This window comes from Lunatibacter salilacus, assembly GCF_009797935.1.
GTDB lineage: Bacteria > Bacteroidota > Bacteroidia > Cytophagales > Cyclobacteriaceae > Lunatibacter > Lunatibacter salilacus.
The window spans coordinates 1-18,272 of the sequence record NZ_VOLC01000033.1 but is presented as its reverse complement, the minus strand read 5'-3'; the positions used below and the strand labels follow the sequence as shown (position 1 = coordinate 18,272).

Below are 18,272 nucleotides of genomic sequence, written 5' to 3'. Positions count from 1 at the left end.
ATATGGTGTTTTTTACATTGGGATTTATTTTATGTCATATGCGTTTTAGGGATATTGGTGTAACATATTGAGTTATTTTATCTAAATTCAAATTATTAGTTCGATTAATCGCCGTAAGTAGTGATATTTGCTCCATCTAAATATCATATGAATTCTTTGTTTCAAAAATATGCTACCAGAAGAAATTTGTCCGTTCTGTTAATTTTAACGGTTCTTTTCAACGTTTTATTTTTGTTATATTTTGGGGATTTTGAGGAACCGATTTTAGATACTTATACTTATTATTCTGCGGGGGAAGCCTATGAAGCCATAGAGAGCTATGGGGAATACGATCGGCAAAAGTATATAAGAGGGACCCTAATGCTGGATTTTATCTATCCGATTATCTATTGCCTTATGTTGGCTTTTGCCATATATAGACTAAATGGATCTGGAAAAATAGCCGCGGTTCCACTTTGGATTATACCGGTCGATTATTTGGAAAACAGTTTGATTATTTTTCTGATAAGTAAGTTTCCCATAAGATACGAGGTGCTAGCAGGTATCGCCGGAATATTTACGCTGACAAAATGGGTGATGGTGGTCATATGCTTACTTGGGATTTTGGTACTGTTTTTCTCCCGGGTAATAATTAAAAAAAGGGAAACACAATAGGCTTCGGATTTATCTCAAAACAACCCCTAAGTCGGCAACTTTTCCAGTTTAGGCGGATTAATCTTTGCTGTAGAGCCCTTAAAATAAGTACGTGACCATTCAGGGAAAAAAAGACCTTTTACTTTGTTTTGACGTTTATGTCTACTAATTTAAATAATTAATTTGATCCGATTTAGTCATGTTTCCAAGCCTATTATACCCAAAAATTTCTGCTAAATCAATTCTCGCTTTAAGCGGGTTACTATTGACAGCGCAAATATCGCTTTCCGGCGATATTTATTCCCATTGTAAGTTAACATTAAAACATTCAGTAACCGCTCCTATTGAGATTTTTCAAGATGATCAAGTGTATGATGTTGCGGATAAAATGCCACGTCCAGTTGGAGGACAGGACGGGTGGGAGGAGTACCTTGCGGAAAACCTAAATTACCCAACCGCAGCGTTAAAAACTAAGATTGAGGGTGTAGTATATGTGGTTTTTATTTTGGAAAAGGATGGTAGAACTTCCAATGTTAAGGCGATGAGGAGTATAGGTGCCGGGTGTGAAGAGGAAGCCAAAAGACTTGTTGAAGGCAGTCCTAAATGGACCCCAGGTATGAATAACGGCGAACCGGTAAGGGTACGGATGCGGATACCTATAAGGTTTCACCTTCCTAACTGAGGTGTCGTGATTAAAAATATACTACTTATGTAATGTTTAATATCAAAAAAGGCTGTCCTAGAAATAGAACAGCCTAAATAGTTTTTTACTCACACAATTTTCAGGGGGACTTTTTTACCAGTCTTTACTGCCTTATAAATTGCGTCTATGATGATCAAATCTTTCAACCCTTCTTCCCCGTCTACAGGTACTTGAGGTTTTTTGCCTGCCAAGATAATATCTGACATCTCATCCATCTGCACGGTCTGATGCGTTACGTGAGGTTTTTCGAGCGGACCCTTGTGGGTTCTTCCCTTGATTGGCCCATAGCCTGTGGAAGGTTGCAGTTCCGCATATCCCTTGTCTCCATTTAGAAAAAACCGATCCAAGTTCCCCATGCTATAGGTGGATAGGCAAGAAGCCACTGCACCGCCTGGGAATCCAAACTGGAACTGAATGGTTTCATCCACTCCCTCCTTGAATTTTACTGGATCAGTTTTGGTCTCCTGCGCGGTAACCCAAATGGGTTCTTCACCGACCATATACCGGGCACCATTGACAGAATAAATCCCAATGTCCATCATGGAACCACCTCCTGCCAATTCTTTATTGAGACGCCATTGAGTGGGATCTCCAATCTTAAAACCGCTGAGTCCTTGGAAAAACAGCACTTTGCCCAGCTCACCCTCGTTTCTCATACGGATGATTTCGAGGGTATTGGCTTCAAAATGCATTCTGTAGCCAACCAGCAGGTGTACGTTGGCTTTTTTGCATGCTTCTATCATTTCTCTACCCTCCTTGGCATTTAATCCCATGGGCTTTTCGCAAATTGCATGTTTTCCAGCCTGGGCTACTCGGATTACCTGGTCTTTATGTAGGGAATTTGGGGTAATGACATACACGGCATCAATATCCGGATTATCCTTTATGGCATCGAAGTTCTCGTAGTTATAACAGTTTTTTTCAGGAATATTATATTTGGATTGCCATTCCGTAATTTTTGATGGAGTTCCGCTTATTACGCCAACTAATTTGGCTTTTTTGCAATCCTTCATCGCTTCTGCCACGCGGGTTCCATAGCTCCCCAGGCCCATAATGGCTACACGTAGTACTGGTCCCTGGTAATCTGCCGAATCCGCCCAAAAGTGAGCGTCTTTGGCCTGCAGGGACGATACCAAGGGGAGAGAAACGGCTGAAAGAGTAAGTTTCTGTAAAAAATTACGTCTGGATTTCATAGGTGTTTTGGTTTTAGGTTAGATGTAACTCACTGATTTAGATCCGTAGATTGCGGGTATTTTTTAAATCCCGTACCTGCAATATATTAGTTTTAATTCAAATGATTAACTTCACCGGACATTAAAATTTAGAAGTATTCGCCTAGTTTATGGAAAATATCCGCTACCAAATCGAAACGGAACTGGCTCTTGATGAGTTTGTGTCGCTATTAAAACGATCCACCTTGGGGGAAAGGAGACCCGTTGATGATGTGGAACGGCTAAAGGCCATGCTCAAGCACGCCAATCTTATTGTGACAGCCCGAGACGGAGAGCTTCTGGTGGGTGTTTCCAGATCCTTGTCAGACTTTAGCTTCTGTACCTATCTATCTGACCTAGCTGTCGATGAAGCCTATCAAAAAAAGGGTATCGGTAAGGTTTTAATCCGGGAGACCAAAAAGGCCGCTCCGTTGGCTAAATTGATTTTATTGTCGGCACCCAAGGCCATCGCTTATTATCCGAAGATTGGAATGACCCGCCATGAGCATTGCTATATATTGGAGGAGCTGGATAATTTGAAATAGGAAGGAATGTTTCCGTAAGTGGGAAATTTTAGAAGCAAGTGGTGTTCAATAGTGGAGGCTTTGATTTGAAGCAATGGGTTGGTTTATTTTTCGCAGTGCCGAACGTTGAATAAGCCATACTTTCCCTTCGAAACCGGACCTGTTAATTTATGCTCTCTTGATGTCGTAATAGAATTGTCCAATAGAACACGGATTTGGCGGATTAAGCTGATTTGAGCGAATTTTTTGTCTTGTTGTAAGAGTTTTTTCAGAGCTGAAAAAACGGTGAGTTCCAAATCTGGATGGCAGACTAACCGGACACGGGTTTTGACGGTAAGGGAGTGGGGTATTATGGTTGATGCGGCCAAAATGAATCTGATCGTTATTTCTTATATTTATACTTATAAGGCTCCCTTGTGGGCCTTATATTTTAATACAATGTTAATTCTGTGTTTCAATCATTAAAATTAACAACGGAACTTTTTGATTTAAATATTATTTTTTTAGTTTTAAGGGTTGTAGTATTCATAATTTATGGAAAAGGTTACTATTTACAATATTTTCAACACCGACAACTAACCGACTATGTCTCCGTTCCGCCTTGTCATCGCTTTTTTTGTCGTTTCCATTATTGGATTTGCCTTGGTGCCCAAGTTGTCCGTAGATCTAAATCCCAGAGACAGGGAACCGGTATTACAGATTTCATTTGGCGTGAATGGTTCCTCACCTGAGTTGGTGGAGAAGTTAGGAACCTCCCCCTTGGAAGGTGTATTTTCCCAATTGTCGGAGCTCAAAAAGATCAATTCGGTTTCCAATTATAACGGGGGGAGCATCACGCTGCGTTTCGACAAGGAGACGGACATGGAATACAAAAAGTTCGAAGTTGCCTCCCTTATCCGGCAGGTTTATCCCTCGATGGACAGAAAGGTTTCGTATCCGATCGTCTCACAAAGTGCCCAGCGTAATGTCAGTGAAAAATCACCTATCCTCACCTTCAGCATCAACGGTCCTTTCGCATCCTTTGAAATCAAAAAAGTGACAGAGGACATTCTTAAGTCCGCTTTAAACCAGATTGTGGAAATAGAAGAAATAGAGGTGCGGGGTGCAAACAATCTAAATCTGTTTATTACATACGACATTAAGAAGCTTCAGGCGCTTAATTTTTCCAGAAGCTCTTTAACAAGCAAAATCAACAGTGCCTTTGGAGTCCAATATCCCGGATTGGTACTGAATACTTCGGGGGAATCTCTTTTTCTGCGGGTAGACCGTTCCCTCACCTCGATGGAACAGCTTGAAAATTTGCATGTAGGTACGCACGGTGGCAAAGATCTATATTTAAAGGACTTGGCCGCAATCTCCATAGAAGAAGCGGAGGCAACCAATTATTTTAGGATCAACGGGAATAACTCCGTAACCCTTGCCGTCTACAGTAGAGATGGAGTGAATAAAGTGATATTGGCTCAACAAATTAAAAATACTATCTCTGAAAATGCGAGTTTGTTGCCGGCGGGATTTGATGTAAGGCTTGAACGAGACGATACGGAGTTTTTAGCCAAGGAATTACACAAAATTTACAAGCGCTCTGGTTTATCCATCCTGATTTTGATTGTCTTTATTTTTTTAGTCAACCGCAACCTGCGATATTTAACTACGCTGTTTTTAGGGATAATCGTAAATCTTAGCCTGACGGCAATCATCCTTTATTTATTAAAGGTTGATATTCATATGTATTCATTGGCGGGGTTGACGATCTCATTCGGGTTGATCGTAGATAATGCAATAATCATGATCGACCATTTGCATAAGCATAAAAACAGAAAAGTTTTTCTTGCTTTGCTGGCCGCTTCCTTGACTACGATTGCTGCCCTGCTTATGGTATTTTTACTTCCTGAGGAAGACCGGAAGAACCTGGGGGAATTTTCAGTAGTTGTTGCCGTGATGTTAGCCGTATCATTGATTGTCGCATTATTGTTCACTCCCGCAATGTATCAGCTGTTGTTTAAGGACAAAATGCGCATGGGCAGGAAACTCAGCCTTGCACAGCTCAGGAAGCGGGCAAAAGCATTCCGGATATTTAGTCGGACAATCTCTTTTACCGCCCGCTATAAAAAATCATTTTTAGCACTTCTGTTGCTACTCTTTGGCCTGCCGATATTCTACTTGCCGGCCAAGTGGGAAGGTCAGGAGTGGTATAACAAGAGTATAGGTAGCACTTATTATCAGGAGGAAATACGGCCATGGGTAGATAAGGGACTTGGAGGCTCCATGCGGATGTTTGTACGGGGGGTGTTTGAAAAATCTTCCTACCGGGAACCGGAGCGAACCAGGTTGTATGTGAATGCGGGTTTACCTTTTGGGAACACTCTAGAGCAGATGGATTTTATTATTAAGGAGTTTGAGTCTTTCCTCAAGGGTGTGGAGGGCATAGACAAGTTTGTAACCACGGTAAATTCCGGTCAAAGTGCACGGATAGAAATCACCTTTAAGGATGCTTATGAACGGTCGGCTTTGCCTTATCAACTGAAAGGAAAACTGGCCATGAAGTCAACTGACTGGAGTGGAGTAAGGTGGAATATCGTCGGAGTAGGACAGGGGTTCTTTACCGGTCCTGGAGGAGAGGGCATACCTTCCTTCCGGGTAGAGCTTAGAGGATACAACTTCAATGAGTTGGAACGACAATCCGATAGATTAGCTGAAAAGCTACTCACGCACCGGCGAATTCAAGAAGTAAATACGAACGAGAGACTAAGCTGGCAAGAGCAAAAAACAGAAGAATATGTTCTCCGCTTTGACCAGGATAAAATGAACTTGGCCGGTTCTGACATGTACCGGGTGGTCAATGCGCTGGGGGATGTGTCCAAGCCGCAGGGGCAATCTTTAAATTTGACCTTTGATGACCGTCAATATGGAGTAGTCATTCGAGAAAGAGAATCGGAGCGCTTTTCCAGGTTTGACTTAGAAAATACAAGCCTGATCTCTGGGGAAAATGAAATCTTCCGGATTGGAAGTTTTGGAAGTCTCACTAAAGAATCGACCACCAACGCCCTTCATAAAGAAGACCGGCAATATATCCGGCTGGTATCATTCGAATACATGGGATCAGCCAAATTCGGAGGGGAATATTTGGATGAGGTGCTGGAGGAACTTAAGTCCGTATTGCCTTTGGGGTATACTGCAACCAAACAAACTTATTCGTGGGACTATAACCGGGCAAAGCGGCAATATAGCTTGTTGCTGGTACTTGTAGTAGGAATATTTTTCATCTGTTCGATTTTGTTTGAGAATTTCAGGCAGCCGTTTTACATCATTTTCATTATACCGGTTTCATTCATTGGGCTTTTTCTTATTTTTTCCTTGTTTGATTTTTATTTTGACCAGGGAGGGTATGCTGCCTTTGTAATGTTGGGGGGGTTGGCTGTGAATGCGGCAATATTTATTGTCAATGATTTTAACAACCGCACTTTCGGGACCCATAATAGGAATGTATTAAAGGCGGTAGCCGGAAAAGCCACCCCGATATTGCTGACTGTGCTCTCTACCTGTTTCGGGTTGATTCCATTTGTGATGGAAGGTCAGGGGGAAATTTTCTGGTTTTCGCTGGCTATTGGCACGATTGGAGGGCTTGTTTTTAGCTTGGTGGGTGTCTTTCTCGCATTGCCGGTATTTTTATGGAAAAAAAACACAACTCCCGCTGTAAATTAGCGTGTTGTTTATAAGTTATAATTTTACCTACTTTATGTTTCGAGCCATTATCGTTTTGTTATTGTCTGTTTTTTTATTCTCCTGTTCTAATGAAAAAGCCCAACAGGATTTGGGCCCCCTCACAAAGCTATCGGTGAAAGTAGTGGATAGCCTAGTGGTAGATGAACTGAATACATTGGTGATGGATGACTATTCCCCTGAAACGGGATACTACCTCTTGCGCGGGTTAAAGTCCAGAAAGCCCTATTTGGTGGATGGGAAAGGCACTGTAATGGATGTGTACGAAGTCTTGGAGGATGGACCAAATGGAGTGGGTGTAAACGGCGCTTTTGGATACAGATTTTTAGGGAAAGACCGCTGGGTTGCCCAAGGCCTATACAACGGCTATCACATCTATGATATGAGTGGTCAGAAGATAAAGACCGTGCCTCATAACCATTTGGGTCTTTTTTCTATGTCCGTGTTTTCTTACCAGACTACTTTTCATCCATTCGAAAAGGATGGAATTGCTTATATGGTGGGCAAAGAGCCTAATCTGTTTAATTCACAGGATGTCGATCCTCAGGAAGAGGGCACCGCATATTATAAACAGGCAAACGTAATTTACAGATATAACTTAGATACGGAGGAGAGTGAAACATTGGAAAGTTTTCCAGAGTCTTGGGAGCCTAGGGTTAAAGGGGTATTTGCTGGAGCTGGGCAGCCTATAGTTGCTTATCATGAGGGCAAACATGAAATGGCGCTATTGCCAACTATTGGAAAACAATTATTCATATACGATTATTCATCAGCTACACCTAAACTAACCCATACAGTTAGTCTTTCCCATAAAAATCGGCCTAATGATTTGCCAACAGTAAAATTCAATGCGGAGGATCAGTTCAATGATTACCCTTACTTTATTGACATACGCTACGTGGGGGAAAAAATCCTGATAGTTTTCAATACCCGAATTCCCGGAGATGTCCTGCGGCAGTTGCGAGCCCTATCGGAGGAATATTACAACTTACCCGAATACAAGGAGGCAATCGATCAGTACGTAAAGTCTTATTATATTGTGGTTGAGGATGGGATACAGATCGGTGTCGTGGATAAATTGCCTGTACCTGGTGTATTGGATTTTGGGGATTCTGAGGGATATTTTTATGTAAATGACAACGTAAACCCTCAAAAGGAACGGGATTATAACCTATTTTACAAGTTAGAAATTGAATAGGTTATCGGTTTAATTTTCAACCTGAATCTGAAAAAACTTCCTAAATATTTCTTTACCGCAGTTGATTTCCAAACGATAGATAATTTTTTTATCATAACTATAAACAAAGTAAATTAAGAATAAAATTTTGTATATTATTATAATTCAAATTTATATTTTTTAATTTTGAAATTTCGACAACCTAACTTCTCGATAATTCAACATTATTGTATTTTCAATAATTCATCTCAATATTATTTAATCGTTAACAAATAAATATTTTGATTGATTTATTTGTAATGAAAGAATCTCTCCGTTACATTTGTATCATACTTACGTAAGGTATTCAATTACTCGCCCAAAGTAATTAACCTCAATCGAAAATTTAACAGGGAAATCCTGAAAAAGAGGTTTGTAGTTTATTTTAAAACCTTTAAAAATTTAAAACCATGAGATTAATTATTGCAACAATAGTAGCGCTAAGCGTTTCTTTCGGGTCCTATGTCTATGCAGGCACCGAAAATGGAGATCCAATTGTAACCCTTGAAAAGCTAGGGGATAGTAAATTCCAGCTAAAATATATGACACAGCCGGTTGGAAAGGTGATCGTTTCGATCAAAAATGAGCAAAATGCCGTAGTTTATAAAGATGTGATAGATACGGAAAAGCTTTTTTACAGAAATTATGATTTGACTAACTTGGCGGTAGGTAACTATCACCTTGAAGTTTCTGAGCCGAATGGGAACACATTTAAAGCTTTCGATGTGGATTTAACACCGACACAACGAAAGTCAACCTATGTCGCAGATACCAAAGTCTTGGATAATAAAACCATAGCCCTCTTAGTTAGGAATTTGGACCAGACTGAAAAGACCGTCCGTATTTATGAAGGATACGAGTTGATTCACGAGGAGAAATTTGACGAGGAGACCTTCGGTAAGCGGTTCACTTTCAAAAACGTTAATTCCTTGAAAAATGTCTCTTTCGAGATCATTGAATCAGATGGATTTGGGAAATACATCTCTGCAAAATAGCATTCAATTATTTTATTTAACCACTAACATGAGCAAAGAGCCCCAGTAGGGGCTCTTTTTTTGTGTAGGAATTAAAGGGATATGACAGTTGTTAATCAAACATGGTCGAATTGAGAATTAAAAACATGGTTTGTCCCCGATGTATTTATGCTGTGGTAAATGTTTTAGACGAATTGAACATTCCCTTTGATCGTGTTCACTTAGGAAAGGCATACCTTAAAGGACCTTTGGAAACATCTATCCAACTTTTGTTTTCATCGAAGTTGGAGAACCTAGGCTTTGAGTTACTTCTGGACAAGGAGGTACAAAAGATCGAAAAAATCAAAAATTATCTTAGGGAGGTAGTGTCAGCGGATGAAGTCCCGGAATCTTTTGCCTTGACCCGGTTTCTTGCGGAAACAATGGATGAAGAGTATACAGCATTAAGTCATTTATTCAGCAGCTTGGAAGGAATCACCATTGAAAAATACTTTATTAACCTGAAAATTGAGAAGGTAAAGGAATGGCTTAGCTATGGCGAATTAAATTTAAGCGAAGTATCCTTTAAGTTAGGGTATAGCAGTGTGCAACATCTTTCAGCCCAGTTTAAAAAGACTAGTGGAATGACCCCATCTCAATATAGACGCCTTCAAGAAAAACCAAGGCACTCTCTGGATCAACTTTTTTAGCTATCCGAGAGAGTGCATTTTGATAGCTATTGTCAAAATAAGCGAATTCCGAGTGAAAGGATTAGTTGGTTTTGCCGCTGGTCAGTCGCAAACCCCGCATTGCTGTCTGCTTGTTTTCCTAGAGGACCTTCGTATTTGAAATCCAAAATCATGTTCCCAACATCGACCCCGATACCAGCTTGGTACCCCAAAGTTGCACTGTTATAATCGGGAGGTGTCAATGCCGGTCCGTTGGAATTCAGATCAGAATCCAGCAAAAAGCTCATGACAGGACCTGCCTGAATGCGAAATACTTCTGCAATTTTAAATCCGAACATAACCGGTACATCCACCCTGCTAAAAGATGCTGAATATTTGACCGTTGTATTTCCTTGGGAACTTTCGAAATCACCACCGGTATTGGTGTACAATACTTCCGGCTGAAAGTAAATGCTATTTCCTCCCAGACGGGCAAAAAGGCCAACATGGTACCCCAACTTCGAGTCACCTGAAGAAAAATTACTTCCGTTTACTTGAACGTTCCCTTGCGAAACACCGATTTTGGGGCCTATGGAGAACTCTTGTGCATGGACTTGATTAAAGGTGGCTGCTACAGTGAGTAAACCGACAATTAGAATGCTTTTAACAATAATATTCATAGATTGGGTTGTTTGGTGAAGGGTATAATATGAGACTGTGTATTTGTACAATTAGTAGGCCAGCATGGCCGCAAAATGATTTTTTTTTCAGCAAATTTTTGACCAGTCAGATAAATCTTGGCAAGAATGTACCTATAGTCTTGCATTTTAAATATTTAAACGATAATTTGGAAACAATCTTTCACATAATAAAAAAATATTGTTTCCTAAAAAAAATGACTTTAATTGTCAATTATTTCTTTCCTGAGCTGTATGATCCGAAATTGAGCTTAATTTTAACAGAAAAAAAGGATTAGACGAAGGCAATTTTCTTTTTTGTTAAGACATTGGCCGAAGATTTATTGAAAAAAATATTAAAGTTGATAGATTAACCATATTTTTGTGAGAGTCGGCTAAATCACCCATTTCAGCCGTTTTGGATGATTTTGGTCTGGAATGTAGATAGATATAGTAGTGTTTTGTTTTTAAAATTTTGAATCAACCGTAACAGAGAAATATCCATGATAGAAGTAATTAAATATCCAAGTGTATTGGAAAGCAGCAACTTGGAATTAAGAAACGTAGCTAGGGATTTAGTTTCAGGGTTAAAGGTATATCACGATAATGTGGGATATCTTGTAGGAGAATTGGCGCTTTCTGAGGGAACTTCCCCACACCGGAATATTAACAGTTCACCGGAAGAGGTTGATTATAGGATTTTTTTAAAGTCGGCATTATTGCTGGCTTCCCAAAAGCTGGGTAGCCCGATCACGGTAACGACAGGGTTCCCGTTTTCTACTTTTCAAGTATTTAAGGAGGGTGCGTATAGGCTTCTTGAAAACGAACATATCATTGAATATGATACACAGACCTACGGTGGCGGTGGGCGTAAAAAGATGGCGGTAGAAGTAGATCGGGTGGCCATTGTACCTGAAGTAGTAGGAGCCAGTATGGCAGTTAGGCAACTAGTCCCTGATGCACCAAAGAATTTCTTTATGATTAGCTTAGGTTACGGAACGATGGAGGCCATTCTCAGCACGGAGGGTGGATTGGTGCAACGTTCCAGTGTTTCCACATTCGGATTGCGGTATGCTATTAATTTGATTACCAAGGAGCTGCAAAAAGACAACTATCTGGATCTTAAAACAGAACATCAAATTGATCAGAACTTCAGTGAGGGTACCATAATATTAAATCGTAAACGGATTGACTTAAAGGATTTAAGAAAACAAGTAATTACCCAATATTACCAAGACGTGATCTCTCCATCGTTGCGCAAAGCTTTTACGGACCGTGATTTTGCGAAGTCGCAGGATTTGTATCTGGCCGGTGGTGGGGCAAATTATACAGATTTAGTGAATATGTTTAAAGAGGAATTTGACGGCTTCTTAAACATACATGTTCCCGAATCTCCTGAACAATTAGCCTCAATTGGCTATTGTTATAATAGCCTTGCCATCAATGGTGGCGCAAAGGACAAGGCTGTAGGGCTGGACTTGGGAAACAGTTCTACAATTATCACTACTTTTAAACAAGAAAAAGAAGGTTAAGCGTATGAAATTTGGATCCAACAAACAACAGGACGATGGAGGTAATGTAAGTAAGGTGACCGTTTTGTCATTGGGATTTGAGCTCACAGGAGACATTATTTCCAAAAGTGATATACGGGCAGATGGGATCTTGGTTGGAAGTATTCGGACGGATAAAAAGGTAGTCGTAGGGGAAAAGGCTTCCATAACCGGGGATATCATTGCGGCGGAAATCAGCATCAGTGGGGAGGTGGTAGGTGATCTGTTTATTGGAGGGGAAACTACCATTTATGCATCTGCTAAGGTGTCCGGGAACATCACTACACAACAAATATTTATCCATAAGGGTGCTGAGCTGAACAGCTTAATTAGAACCGTAGATGGAGATGCTGTGAAATCAGCGGCTAAATCAAGTAAACTGAATACGGTAAGTAGAGAAGAACTTTATTCGATTATGGATGAGAAAAAGTCCAAAATAACCAAGGAGGTGGAAAAACCCGTGCAGACAAAGCGTGTTGAATCAAATTTTTACACGGAGGACTCCAACTCAAAGGAAGAATTTAAACCCAATTTTCCAAGGACCTGGTAAAAGGAAGGAAGCTGAATTTAACCAAAAAGTGGCGACAGATTACGATCTGTCGCCACTTTTTGGTTTAGGATTCTTGATAGGAGGCAATAGTTCCTTATCCTCCCTCTCCAGGGTCTCCAAACACCCCAACCATATTCAACAAGACCAATAAGATCACCACAGGGCAGATCCATTTAATAAAAAACATCCAAGCGACCTTGGGAAATCCGTCAAAATTAGATCCTTTGCTCAATTCATCTGCATAAGTCTTTACCTTCTTCACCCATCCAGTATAAAGACTGAGCATCAGACAGATAATCACAACTGCCAAAGTTCCGAAAAAGAAATCCATCATGTCGAAGAAACCCGAAATTGGTTTACCGAAGAAGTTAAAGCTAAATGTGTTGAAAAAATTACCCTTTACTGCAGCCAAGGATGAAGGAATGGATAGTAGCATGGCTGCAATTCCAATGGTCCAGGCGGCTTTTCTTCGGCTCCATTTTCTTTCGTCAATAAAATAAGCAACAGGCACCTCCAGCATAGAAATACTCGATGTCAATGCTGCAACAAATAGTAATACGAAAAACATGGCACCAATTATATTCCCAAACGGTTGAATTTCATCGAAAACTTTTGGGAGTACGTTAAATACAAGGGAGGGCCCACCATCGGGGCTTACACCAGGTAGAAGGGCAAATAAGGCCGGGAAAATCATCAATCCACCCATCAAGGCAACTCCGGTGTCCATACCTGCAATCCAACCTGACGATTGTATGATGTTACCTTCCTTAGGTAAGTAGGAGCCAAATGTAATCATCAATCCCCAGCCTACCGACATGCTGAAAAACGCCTGCCCCAATGCTGAAAGAATTACCTTTCCATTTATCTTTGAAAAATCGGGGGATAAATAATATTCTATTCCTGCTCCTGCTCCCGGTAGTGTTACCGCTCGGGCTGCAATCAATATAATGATGATGAACAATAGCGGCATAAGAAATTTTGCTGCTTTTTCAATACCTCCTGAGACACCTCCCAATACAATTCCGATGGTGATTAATATAAAAAGGCAGCACAACGGTATAACATACAGGGGGGTCTGTACAAAATCAACAAAATCAACTGGGATATTGACCAATTCTGTAAATATATAGCCTATTGTCCAACCTGCTATTACGGAATAATAACTAAGAACGGCAAAACAAATTACCACGCAAAGTACCCCTGCACTCTGCCAAAACCTATTTCCTCCTGTGACACGGATAGCACCCACGGGGTTTTTTCTTGATTTTCTTCCTAGTGCTATTTCATTGAGTAAGAGAGGTAAGCCTATCAGTAAGACACATATAATATATACGAAAACAAAAGCTCCTCCCCCGTTTTGACCAGTGATGTAAGGGAATCGCCAAATGTTGCCTAAGCCAACTGCAGACCCGCCAGCTGCCATGATAAATCCAAAAGTAGAACCCCATTGGCCCCTTGCTGGCACTTTGCTTGCTTTTTGCATGAGTATTGATGTAGGTTAGGAAGATTAATTAGTTTAGAATTTTTCTTTGGCTAAATTAAATTGTTTTGAAACAATAGCAATCCCTTCTTCAAAACTTTTAGGCTCAAAACCCAATATTTTTTGAGCCTTTTCAATAAGTAGACCTGTTCTAATGGGCCGTTGGGCTACTTGATTAAAATGGGATGAATCGGTTCGAATAATTTGATTCTTATTCAGCCCAAAGAATTCGGCTGTTAAAATACCCATGTCGTAAGGAGTTAGTAGGTCCTTTCCGGAGATGTTAAAAATACCAGTTGCATTTTTTTCAACTACTAGTAAACAGCCAGAAGCAAGGTCTTCCGCTAAGGTTGGTGTTCGTATCTGATCATCAACCAAGGTAAGCTCTTTCCCCATTTCTAACCCATTCTTGACCCAAAGAACAATATTGGAGCGGGTAAGGTCGTAACCTACTCCATATACCAGGTTGGTTCTTATGATTGTCCAGGCTATATCGCTTTCTTGAATGGTTTTTTCAGTTTCAAATTTTGTCCAGCCATAATAATTTAATGGATTTGGAATATCATCTTCTCCATATGGGCCCTGTTTGCCATCAAAGACAAAATCCGTAGATATAAAAACCAAGTGAGTGTCATGCCGTACACATTCCGACAAAATCCGCTCCGTTGCGTTGATGTTTTGTTCATAACAGAGGTCTCTGTTTATTTCGCAACGGTCTACATCTGTCATAGATGCGGAATGAATGATAAAATCAGGAGAATAAGTGGCAAAAAGCTGCGCTAATTCTTCCGATTGGGTTACGTCAACAGATTCATAGATGAAATTCCCCTCACTTTGGTGTAGCCTGCTTGTTCCCCTTCCCGTTGCTATGATATGCAATTGGTCGTTTTTAGAGCCTTGTTCTACCAATTTTTGTCCAACAAGGCCATTGGCGCCAGTAATGATTACAGTCTTTTTATTTTGAGTACTCGTAGCCATATTCTTGGGTTATCTTCTTTTTGTTTACTTCCACTACATTCACATTCATTATAACCGGATTTAAAGGTTTATCGCCCGGGCCGGTTTTCTCTTCTGCTATTTTGTCCAGCACATCCAACCCTTTGATTACTTTACCAAATACTGTATAGGAATCATCCAAATGTGGCGTCCCTCCTACAGTAGTATATGCTTTGATTTGATTGGCTCTTTTTTTGTCTTCCTGGTCCAAATTTATGCTGAAAAATTTCTCAAGATCAGTTTTCTTGGACAGCATAAGGTTGTTTAGACTGTCAAATTCCTGCCGTTGAAAAAGTTGGGAGTATTGTTCTCTCAGTTCCTTGTTGCTTTCAAGTTGGAGATACTTCATAAAGGCATCCTGCAATTTTCTGGGATCAGTATTCAAGGTTAATTCGTCATAAATTTTCCCCTGGACAACATAGAACTGACAGCCGCTAGAGCTTTTTGAAGGATTGATATTATCCCCTTGTCGGGCTGCTGAAAGGCTCCCCCTTTCATGGATAAGATCTGGATTAAATTCAGCGGGGATGGTGTGCCATTGGTCTGGGGGCAAATTCTCCTTGTCAAAAACATCTCCACCCTGTATCATAAAATCCGGGATTACCCGATGAAATTCAGTGGAGTCAAACCTGCCTGCTTGAGCCAGTTGAATAAAATTTTCCTTATGTTTCGGAGTTTCATCATACAGGATCGCATACATATCCCCATGCCTGGTTTGGATGGTGACCAGATAGTCTTTTTCAGTAGAGCAAGACACTACCAGTATTAAGAGCAAGAACCTGAAGTATCTCACGCGCATGTGTTTCATTTATTTAATGTTGATTTAATTTCTTTTAGTATTTCGTCTCCACCTGCAGCTATAACCTTGTGGGCCAATTCCCGGCCGACTGCTTCCGCATCTATTTTTTCACCCGATACAGATAAGGAGATTTTTTCGCTGCCGTCTAGACGTACAATACCTCCATTTAGTTGTAGCGTATCCCCAGATAATGTGGCTAAGCCAAAGATGGGAATACTGCATCCTCCGTCCAGCATCTTTAGGTAGGCCCTTTCTGCCTGTAAACAATATCCGGTATCAGTATGATGCACGCTTTTTGTGATTGACGCTTTTAATTCACCTTCCATTTGACTGGAAGCCTCCACGGCAATCGAACCCTGTCCTACAGCGGGAGTGAACTCGTCGAGCTCCAACACATGCCGAATAAGGTGATCATATCCCATTCGATGTACCCCAGCATACGCCAACAACAGTGCGTCACATTGGCCAGATTCCATTTTGGCAATTCTAGTCTGCAGGTTACCCCGGACTTCTACGGTTTTAATGTGGGGGTAGTAGTGCCTTAAGGTGGCAACCCTTCTGGTAGAAGAAGTCCCTAATAGTAACGGCTGATTTTTGTTCCGATACGCGATCGTATCTGAATCGCTGATGATAACGTCATTGGGTTTTTCTCTCTCGGTAAAAGCAATAATCTCAAAACCATCAGGAAGACTTGACTGCATATCCTTTGCACTGTGAACAGCGATATCGATAGCACCTTCCGCAAGTTGGATTTCAAGTTCTTCTGTAAATACTCCCTTACTCCCTATTTTGGATATGGCAACATCCAAAATCCTGTCGCCTTTTGTTTCAATGATTACAATTTCCGATTGGAGATTACTTTTTGCGAGGAGGTCAGAAATGTGGTAAGCCTGATACAGTGCCAATTTGCTTCCCCTTGTCCCTATTCTGATTGGTTTCATGTGTTTATAATTGTTTTTCAGTTGCCACATGGAATCTCGCAATTATAATCATCCCTCCGTGCGTCGCCTGCGTCATGCTCGATTTCATCTGTTTATTTTTTGTTTTTCAAAGGTCATCCCGACTAGTCGGGACAGGCTATGGAATCTCGCTTTGATAATCATCCCTACGTTTGAGGTTTTCCTCATGCTCGATTTCATGTATCTGGGATATTTTTTCGTTTGGTTGTTTTCTTTTCAACGGAGGATTCTACGAATTCGATTATTTTCCCCGCAATATTAATACCTGTGGCTTTTTCTATTCCCTCCAGGCCTGGAGAGCTGTTAACTTCTAAAATCAATGGTCCTCTATCGGATTGCAGCAGATCTACCCCTGCAATCGAAAGACCAAGTGCCTTGGCGGCATTAAGGGCTGCCGTTCTTTCCTCTCTGCTAAGTTTGATCACTTCGGCTTTTCCGCCTCTATGGAGGTTGGATCTGAATTCGCCCTCGGCTCCCTGCCGTTTCATGGCTCCAATGACTCTATTGTTCACTATAAAGGCGCGTATATCCGCTCCCTTGGCTTCTTTGATAAATTCCTGAACGATTATTCGGGCCTTCAATCCGTGAAAAGCTTCTATTACAGACTGACCTGCTTTTTTGGTTTCCGCGAGAACCACGCCCAATCCCTGAGTCCCTTCCAATAGCTTGATAATTAATGGAGCGCCTCCTACCCGTTCTACAAGTTGCTTTTCGCCCCCTTTTGAGAAATTGGTAAAAGCGGTTTTGGGCATCCCCAATCCTTCTCGGGATAGTATCTGCAGGCTTCTTAACTTATCCCGGCTCCTAACAATAGCTTGGGACTCCACGGCCGAGAAGGCACCAATAAGTTCAAACTGACGAACTACGGCAGTTCCATAGAAGGTGACAGATGCTCCAATTCGTGGTATAATGGCATCGATACCTGTCAACTTTTCTCCCTTATAAATAATGGAAGGCCCCTCCTGCTCAATGACAAGGTCACATAGACTATGGTCTACCACCATGGCAATATGCCCGGCTGCTTCTATAGCCTGAAACAGTCTGCGGGTGGAATAAAGGTGGGGATTTCTGGATAAAATGGCAATTTTCATAACCTTTTGGGGTTGGTTTTCGCGGTGTTTTGTGACTGATAGGTAAGGTCAACATCTACCACGAATCTACCTTTTAGGAGCTTTCTTCCCAAAAGAATCGAATTTCTCATGTTAGTTCTGTCGGATAAAGTAAACTCTGCTTCAAATTCCTCGCCAAAAAGGATGACTTTTGTCATTATTTTAAAGCGGTCCTCAGCTTGGCCAAAGGAATTTTTTACTTTTTTTGTTGTGTAATCGGTAGTACGTATAATCTCGCCGTTATATTTTTTATGTTGTTTTGGAAGGACTGTAAATGTAAGTACTTTATTTCCCATTTCATCAGTCTCCTCTTGAGCAAAATCTGAATGGATTGCGCTTGTATAAGCTCCCGTATCAATTTTGGCTGTAATCAACTTTAAGCCCCACTCCGGAAGACTGATTTTTTCTTTTCTACCGATAATTTGTTTCATCTGTTTATAATTCTTTTTTCAATGGTCAGATGGAATCTCGCAATTATAATCATCCCACTGTGTGACGATCTCGTCATGCTCGATTTCATGTGT

17 protein-coding genes are annotated in these 18,272 nt (G+C 40.9%); 9 read left to right on the top strand and 8 right to left on the bottom strand.

From position 1 onward, the window contains the following. Positions 1-147: 147 nt before the first annotated feature. Positions 148-654 carry a hypothetical protein gene (locus FQ608_RS26635; protein ID WP_158861563.1) on the top strand — a complete coding sequence of 169 codons (507 nt, stop codon included), beginning with the start codon at positions 148-150 and terminating at the stop codon, positions 652-654. Between the two features lie 244 nt (positions 655-898). Beyond that, complete coding sequence (locus FQ608_RS26630) at positions 899-1,315, top strand: energy transducer TonB (protein ID WP_158861562.1); 417 nt, start codon at positions 899-901, stop codon at positions 1,313-1,315. Between the two features lie 89 nt (positions 1,316-1,404). On the opposite strand, the gene FQ608_RS26625 is transcribed toward FQ608_RS26630, so the two are convergent. After that, positions 1,405-2,529: a Gfo/Idh/MocA family protein gene (locus FQ608_RS26625; RefSeq protein WP_158861561.1), complete on the bottom strand. Its 1,125-nt coding sequence runs from the start codon at positions 2,527-2,529 to the stop codon at positions 1,405-1,407. Between the two features lie 149 nt (positions 2,530-2,678). On the opposite strand from FQ608_RS26625, the gene FQ608_RS26620 reads away from it, so the two are divergent. The 5 genes from FQ608_RS26620 to FQ608_RS26600 all read left to right on the top strand — a co-directional run bounded on the left by FQ608_RS26620 (position 2,679) and on the right by FQ608_RS26600 (position 9,670). Then, complete coding sequence (locus FQ608_RS26620; protein WP_158861560.1) at positions 2,679-3,092, top strand: GNAT family N-acetyltransferase; 414 nt, start codon at positions 2,679-2,681, stop codon at positions 3,090-3,092. Between the two features lie 564 nt (positions 3,093-3,656). Beyond that, the gene (locus FQ608_RS26615) at positions 3,657-6,773 is read left to right on the top strand and encodes an efflux RND transporter permease subunit (RefSeq protein WP_158861559.1); all 3,117 of its coding nucleotides are present in this window, start codon (positions 3,657-3,659) and stop codon (positions 6,771-6,773) included. Between the two features lie 34 nt (positions 6,774-6,807). After that, positions 6,808-7,989 (top strand): hypothetical protein, encoded by a 1,182-nt coding sequence (locus FQ608_RS26610; RefSeq protein ID WP_158861558.1) that lies wholly within the window; start codon positions 6,808-6,810, stop codon positions 7,987-7,989. A gap of 428 nt (positions 7,990-8,417) precedes the next feature. Then, the gene (locus FQ608_RS26605) at positions 8,418-9,002 is read left to right on the top strand and encodes a DUF3244 domain-containing protein (protein WP_158861557.1); all 585 of its coding nucleotides are present in this window, start codon (positions 8,418-8,420) and stop codon (positions 9,000-9,002) included. 101 nt (positions 9,003-9,103) lie between these two features. Next, on the top strand, positions 9,104-9,670 hold the full coding sequence (locus FQ608_RS26600) for a helix-turn-helix domain-containing protein (RefSeq protein ID WP_158861556.1): 567 nt from the start codon (positions 9,104-9,106) through the stop codon (positions 9,668-9,670). A gap of 32 nt (positions 9,671-9,702) precedes the next feature. Here FQ608_RS26600 and FQ608_RS26595 read toward each other — a convergent pair whose 3' ends face one another. Then, the gene (locus tag FQ608_RS26595) at positions 9,703-10,308 is read right to left on the bottom strand and encodes a porin family protein (RefSeq protein WP_158861555.1); all 606 of its coding nucleotides are present in this window, start codon (positions 10,306-10,308) and stop codon (positions 9,703-9,705) included. Positions 10,309-10,808: 500 nt separating this feature from the next. Between FQ608_RS26595 and FQ608_RS26590 the strand changes: the two genes are divergently transcribed. Next, on the top strand, positions 10,809-11,837 hold the full coding sequence (locus FQ608_RS26590) for a ParM/StbA family protein (RefSeq protein WP_158861554.1): 1,029 nt from the start codon (positions 10,809-10,811) through the stop codon (positions 11,835-11,837). A gap of 4 nt (positions 11,838-11,841) precedes the next feature. Then, positions 11,842-12,405: a bactofilin family protein gene (locus tag FQ608_RS26585; protein ID WP_158861553.1), complete on the top strand. Its 564-nt coding sequence runs from the start codon at positions 11,842-11,844 to the stop codon at positions 12,403-12,405. A 94-nt stretch (positions 12,406-12,499) separates the two neighbouring features. Here the strand turns inward: FQ608_RS26585 and FQ608_RS26580 are convergent, their stop codons facing one another. The 6 genes from FQ608_RS26580 to FQ608_RS26555 all read right to left on the bottom strand — a co-directional run bounded on the left by FQ608_RS26580 (position 12,500) and on the right by FQ608_RS26555 (position 18,179). Beyond that, positions 12,500-13,888, bottom strand: a complete 1,389-nt coding sequence (locus FQ608_RS26580) for a sodium-dependent transporter (RefSeq protein WP_158861552.1) — start codon at positions 13,886-13,888, stop codon at positions 12,500-12,502. Between the two features lie 33 nt (positions 13,889-13,921). Beyond that, positions 13,922-14,863 (bottom strand): SDR family oxidoreductase, encoded by a 942-nt coding sequence (locus FQ608_RS26575; protein WP_158861551.1) that lies wholly within the window; start codon positions 14,861-14,863, stop codon positions 13,922-13,924. Then, positions 14,841-15,680 carry a peptidylprolyl isomerase gene (locus FQ608_RS26570; protein WP_394351691.1) on the bottom strand — a complete coding sequence of 280 codons (840 nt, stop codon included), beginning with the start codon at positions 15,678-15,680 and terminating at the stop codon, positions 14,841-14,843. Before FQ608_RS26570 ends, FQ608_RS26575 begins: the two co-directional genes overlap by 23 nt. Positions 15,681-15,685: 5 nt before the next feature. Continuing rightward, complete coding sequence (hemC, locus tag FQ608_RS26565; protein ID WP_158861549.1) at positions 15,686-16,621, bottom strand: hydroxymethylbilane synthase; 936 nt, start codon at positions 16,619-16,621, stop codon at positions 15,686-15,688. Positions 16,622-16,815: 194 nt separating this feature from the next. After that, positions 16,816-17,730, bottom strand: a complete 915-nt coding sequence (gene rimK / locus FQ608_RS26560) for a 30S ribosomal protein S6--L-glutamate ligase (protein WP_158861548.1) — start codon at positions 17,728-17,730, stop codon at positions 16,816-16,818. Then, positions 17,727-18,179 (bottom strand): ATP-dependent zinc protease family protein, encoded by a 453-nt coding sequence (locus FQ608_RS26555; RefSeq protein ID WP_158861547.1) that lies wholly within the window; start codon positions 18,177-18,179, stop codon positions 17,727-17,729. Before FQ608_RS26555 ends, rimK begins: the two co-directional genes overlap by 4 nt. Positions 18,180-18,272: the final 93 nt, after the last annotated feature.

What these genes read in the sequence shown, in the direction of transcription:
- FQ608_RS26555 (WP_158861547.1), bottom strand. Translation starts at nt 18,179, where the DNA reads ATGAAACAAATTATCGGTAGAAAAGAAAAAATCAGTCTTCCGGAGTGG.
- FQ608_RS26620 (WP_158861560.1), top strand. Translation starts at nt 2,679, where the DNA reads ATGGAAAATATCCGCTACCAAATCGAAACGGAACTGGCTCTTGATGAG.
- hemC (WP_158861549.1), bottom strand. Translation starts at nt 16,621, where the DNA reads ATGAAACCAATCAGAATAGGGACAAGGGGAAGCAAATTGGCACTGTAT.
- FQ608_RS26585 (WP_158861553.1), top strand. Translation starts at nt 11,842, where the DNA reads ATGAAATTTGGATCCAACAAACAACAGGACGATGGAGGTAATGTAAGT.
- FQ608_RS26610 (WP_158861558.1), top strand. Translation starts at nt 6,808, where the DNA reads ATGTTTCGAGCCATTATCGTTTTGTTATTGTCTGTTTTTTTATTCTCC.
- FQ608_RS26635 (WP_158861563.1), top strand. Translation starts at nt 148, where the DNA reads ATGAATTCTTTGTTTCAAAAATATGCTACCAGAAGAAATTTGTCCGTT.
- FQ608_RS26580 (WP_158861552.1), bottom strand. Translation starts at nt 13,888, where the DNA reads ATGCAAAAAGCAAGCAAAGTGCCAGCAAGGGGCCAATGGGGTTCTACT.
- FQ608_RS26600 (WP_158861556.1), top strand. Translation starts at nt 9,104, where the DNA reads ATGGTCGAATTGAGAATTAAAAACATGGTTTGTCCCCGATGTATTTAT.
- FQ608_RS26615 (WP_158861559.1), top strand. Translation starts at nt 3,657, where the DNA reads ATGTCTCCGTTCCGCCTTGTCATCGCTTTTTTTGTCGTTTCCATTATT.
- FQ608_RS26590 (WP_158861554.1), top strand. Translation starts at nt 10,809, where the DNA reads ATGATAGAAGTAATTAAATATCCAAGTGTATTGGAAAGCAGCAACTTG.
- FQ608_RS26595 (WP_158861555.1), bottom strand. Translation starts at nt 10,308, where the DNA reads ATGAATATTATTGTTAAAAGCATTCTAATTGTCGGTTTACTCACTGTA.
- rimK (WP_158861548.1), bottom strand. Translation starts at nt 17,730, where the DNA reads ATGAAAATTGCCATTTTATCCAGAAATCCCCACCTTTATTCCACCCGC.
- FQ608_RS26570 (WP_394351691.1), bottom strand. Translation starts at nt 15,680, where the DNA reads ATGCGCGTGAGATACTTCAGGTTCTTGCTCTTAATACTGGTAGTGTCT.
- FQ608_RS26605 (WP_158861557.1), top strand. Translation starts at nt 8,418, where the DNA reads ATGAGATTAATTATTGCAACAATAGTAGCGCTAAGCGTTTCTTTCGGG.
- FQ608_RS26625 (WP_158861561.1), bottom strand. Translation starts at nt 2,529, where the DNA reads ATGAAATCCAGACGTAATTTTTTACAGAAACTTACTCTTTCAGCCGTT.
- FQ608_RS26575 (WP_158861551.1), bottom strand. Translation starts at nt 14,863, where the DNA reads ATGGCTACGAGTACTCAAAATAAAAAGACTGTAATCATTACTGGCGCC.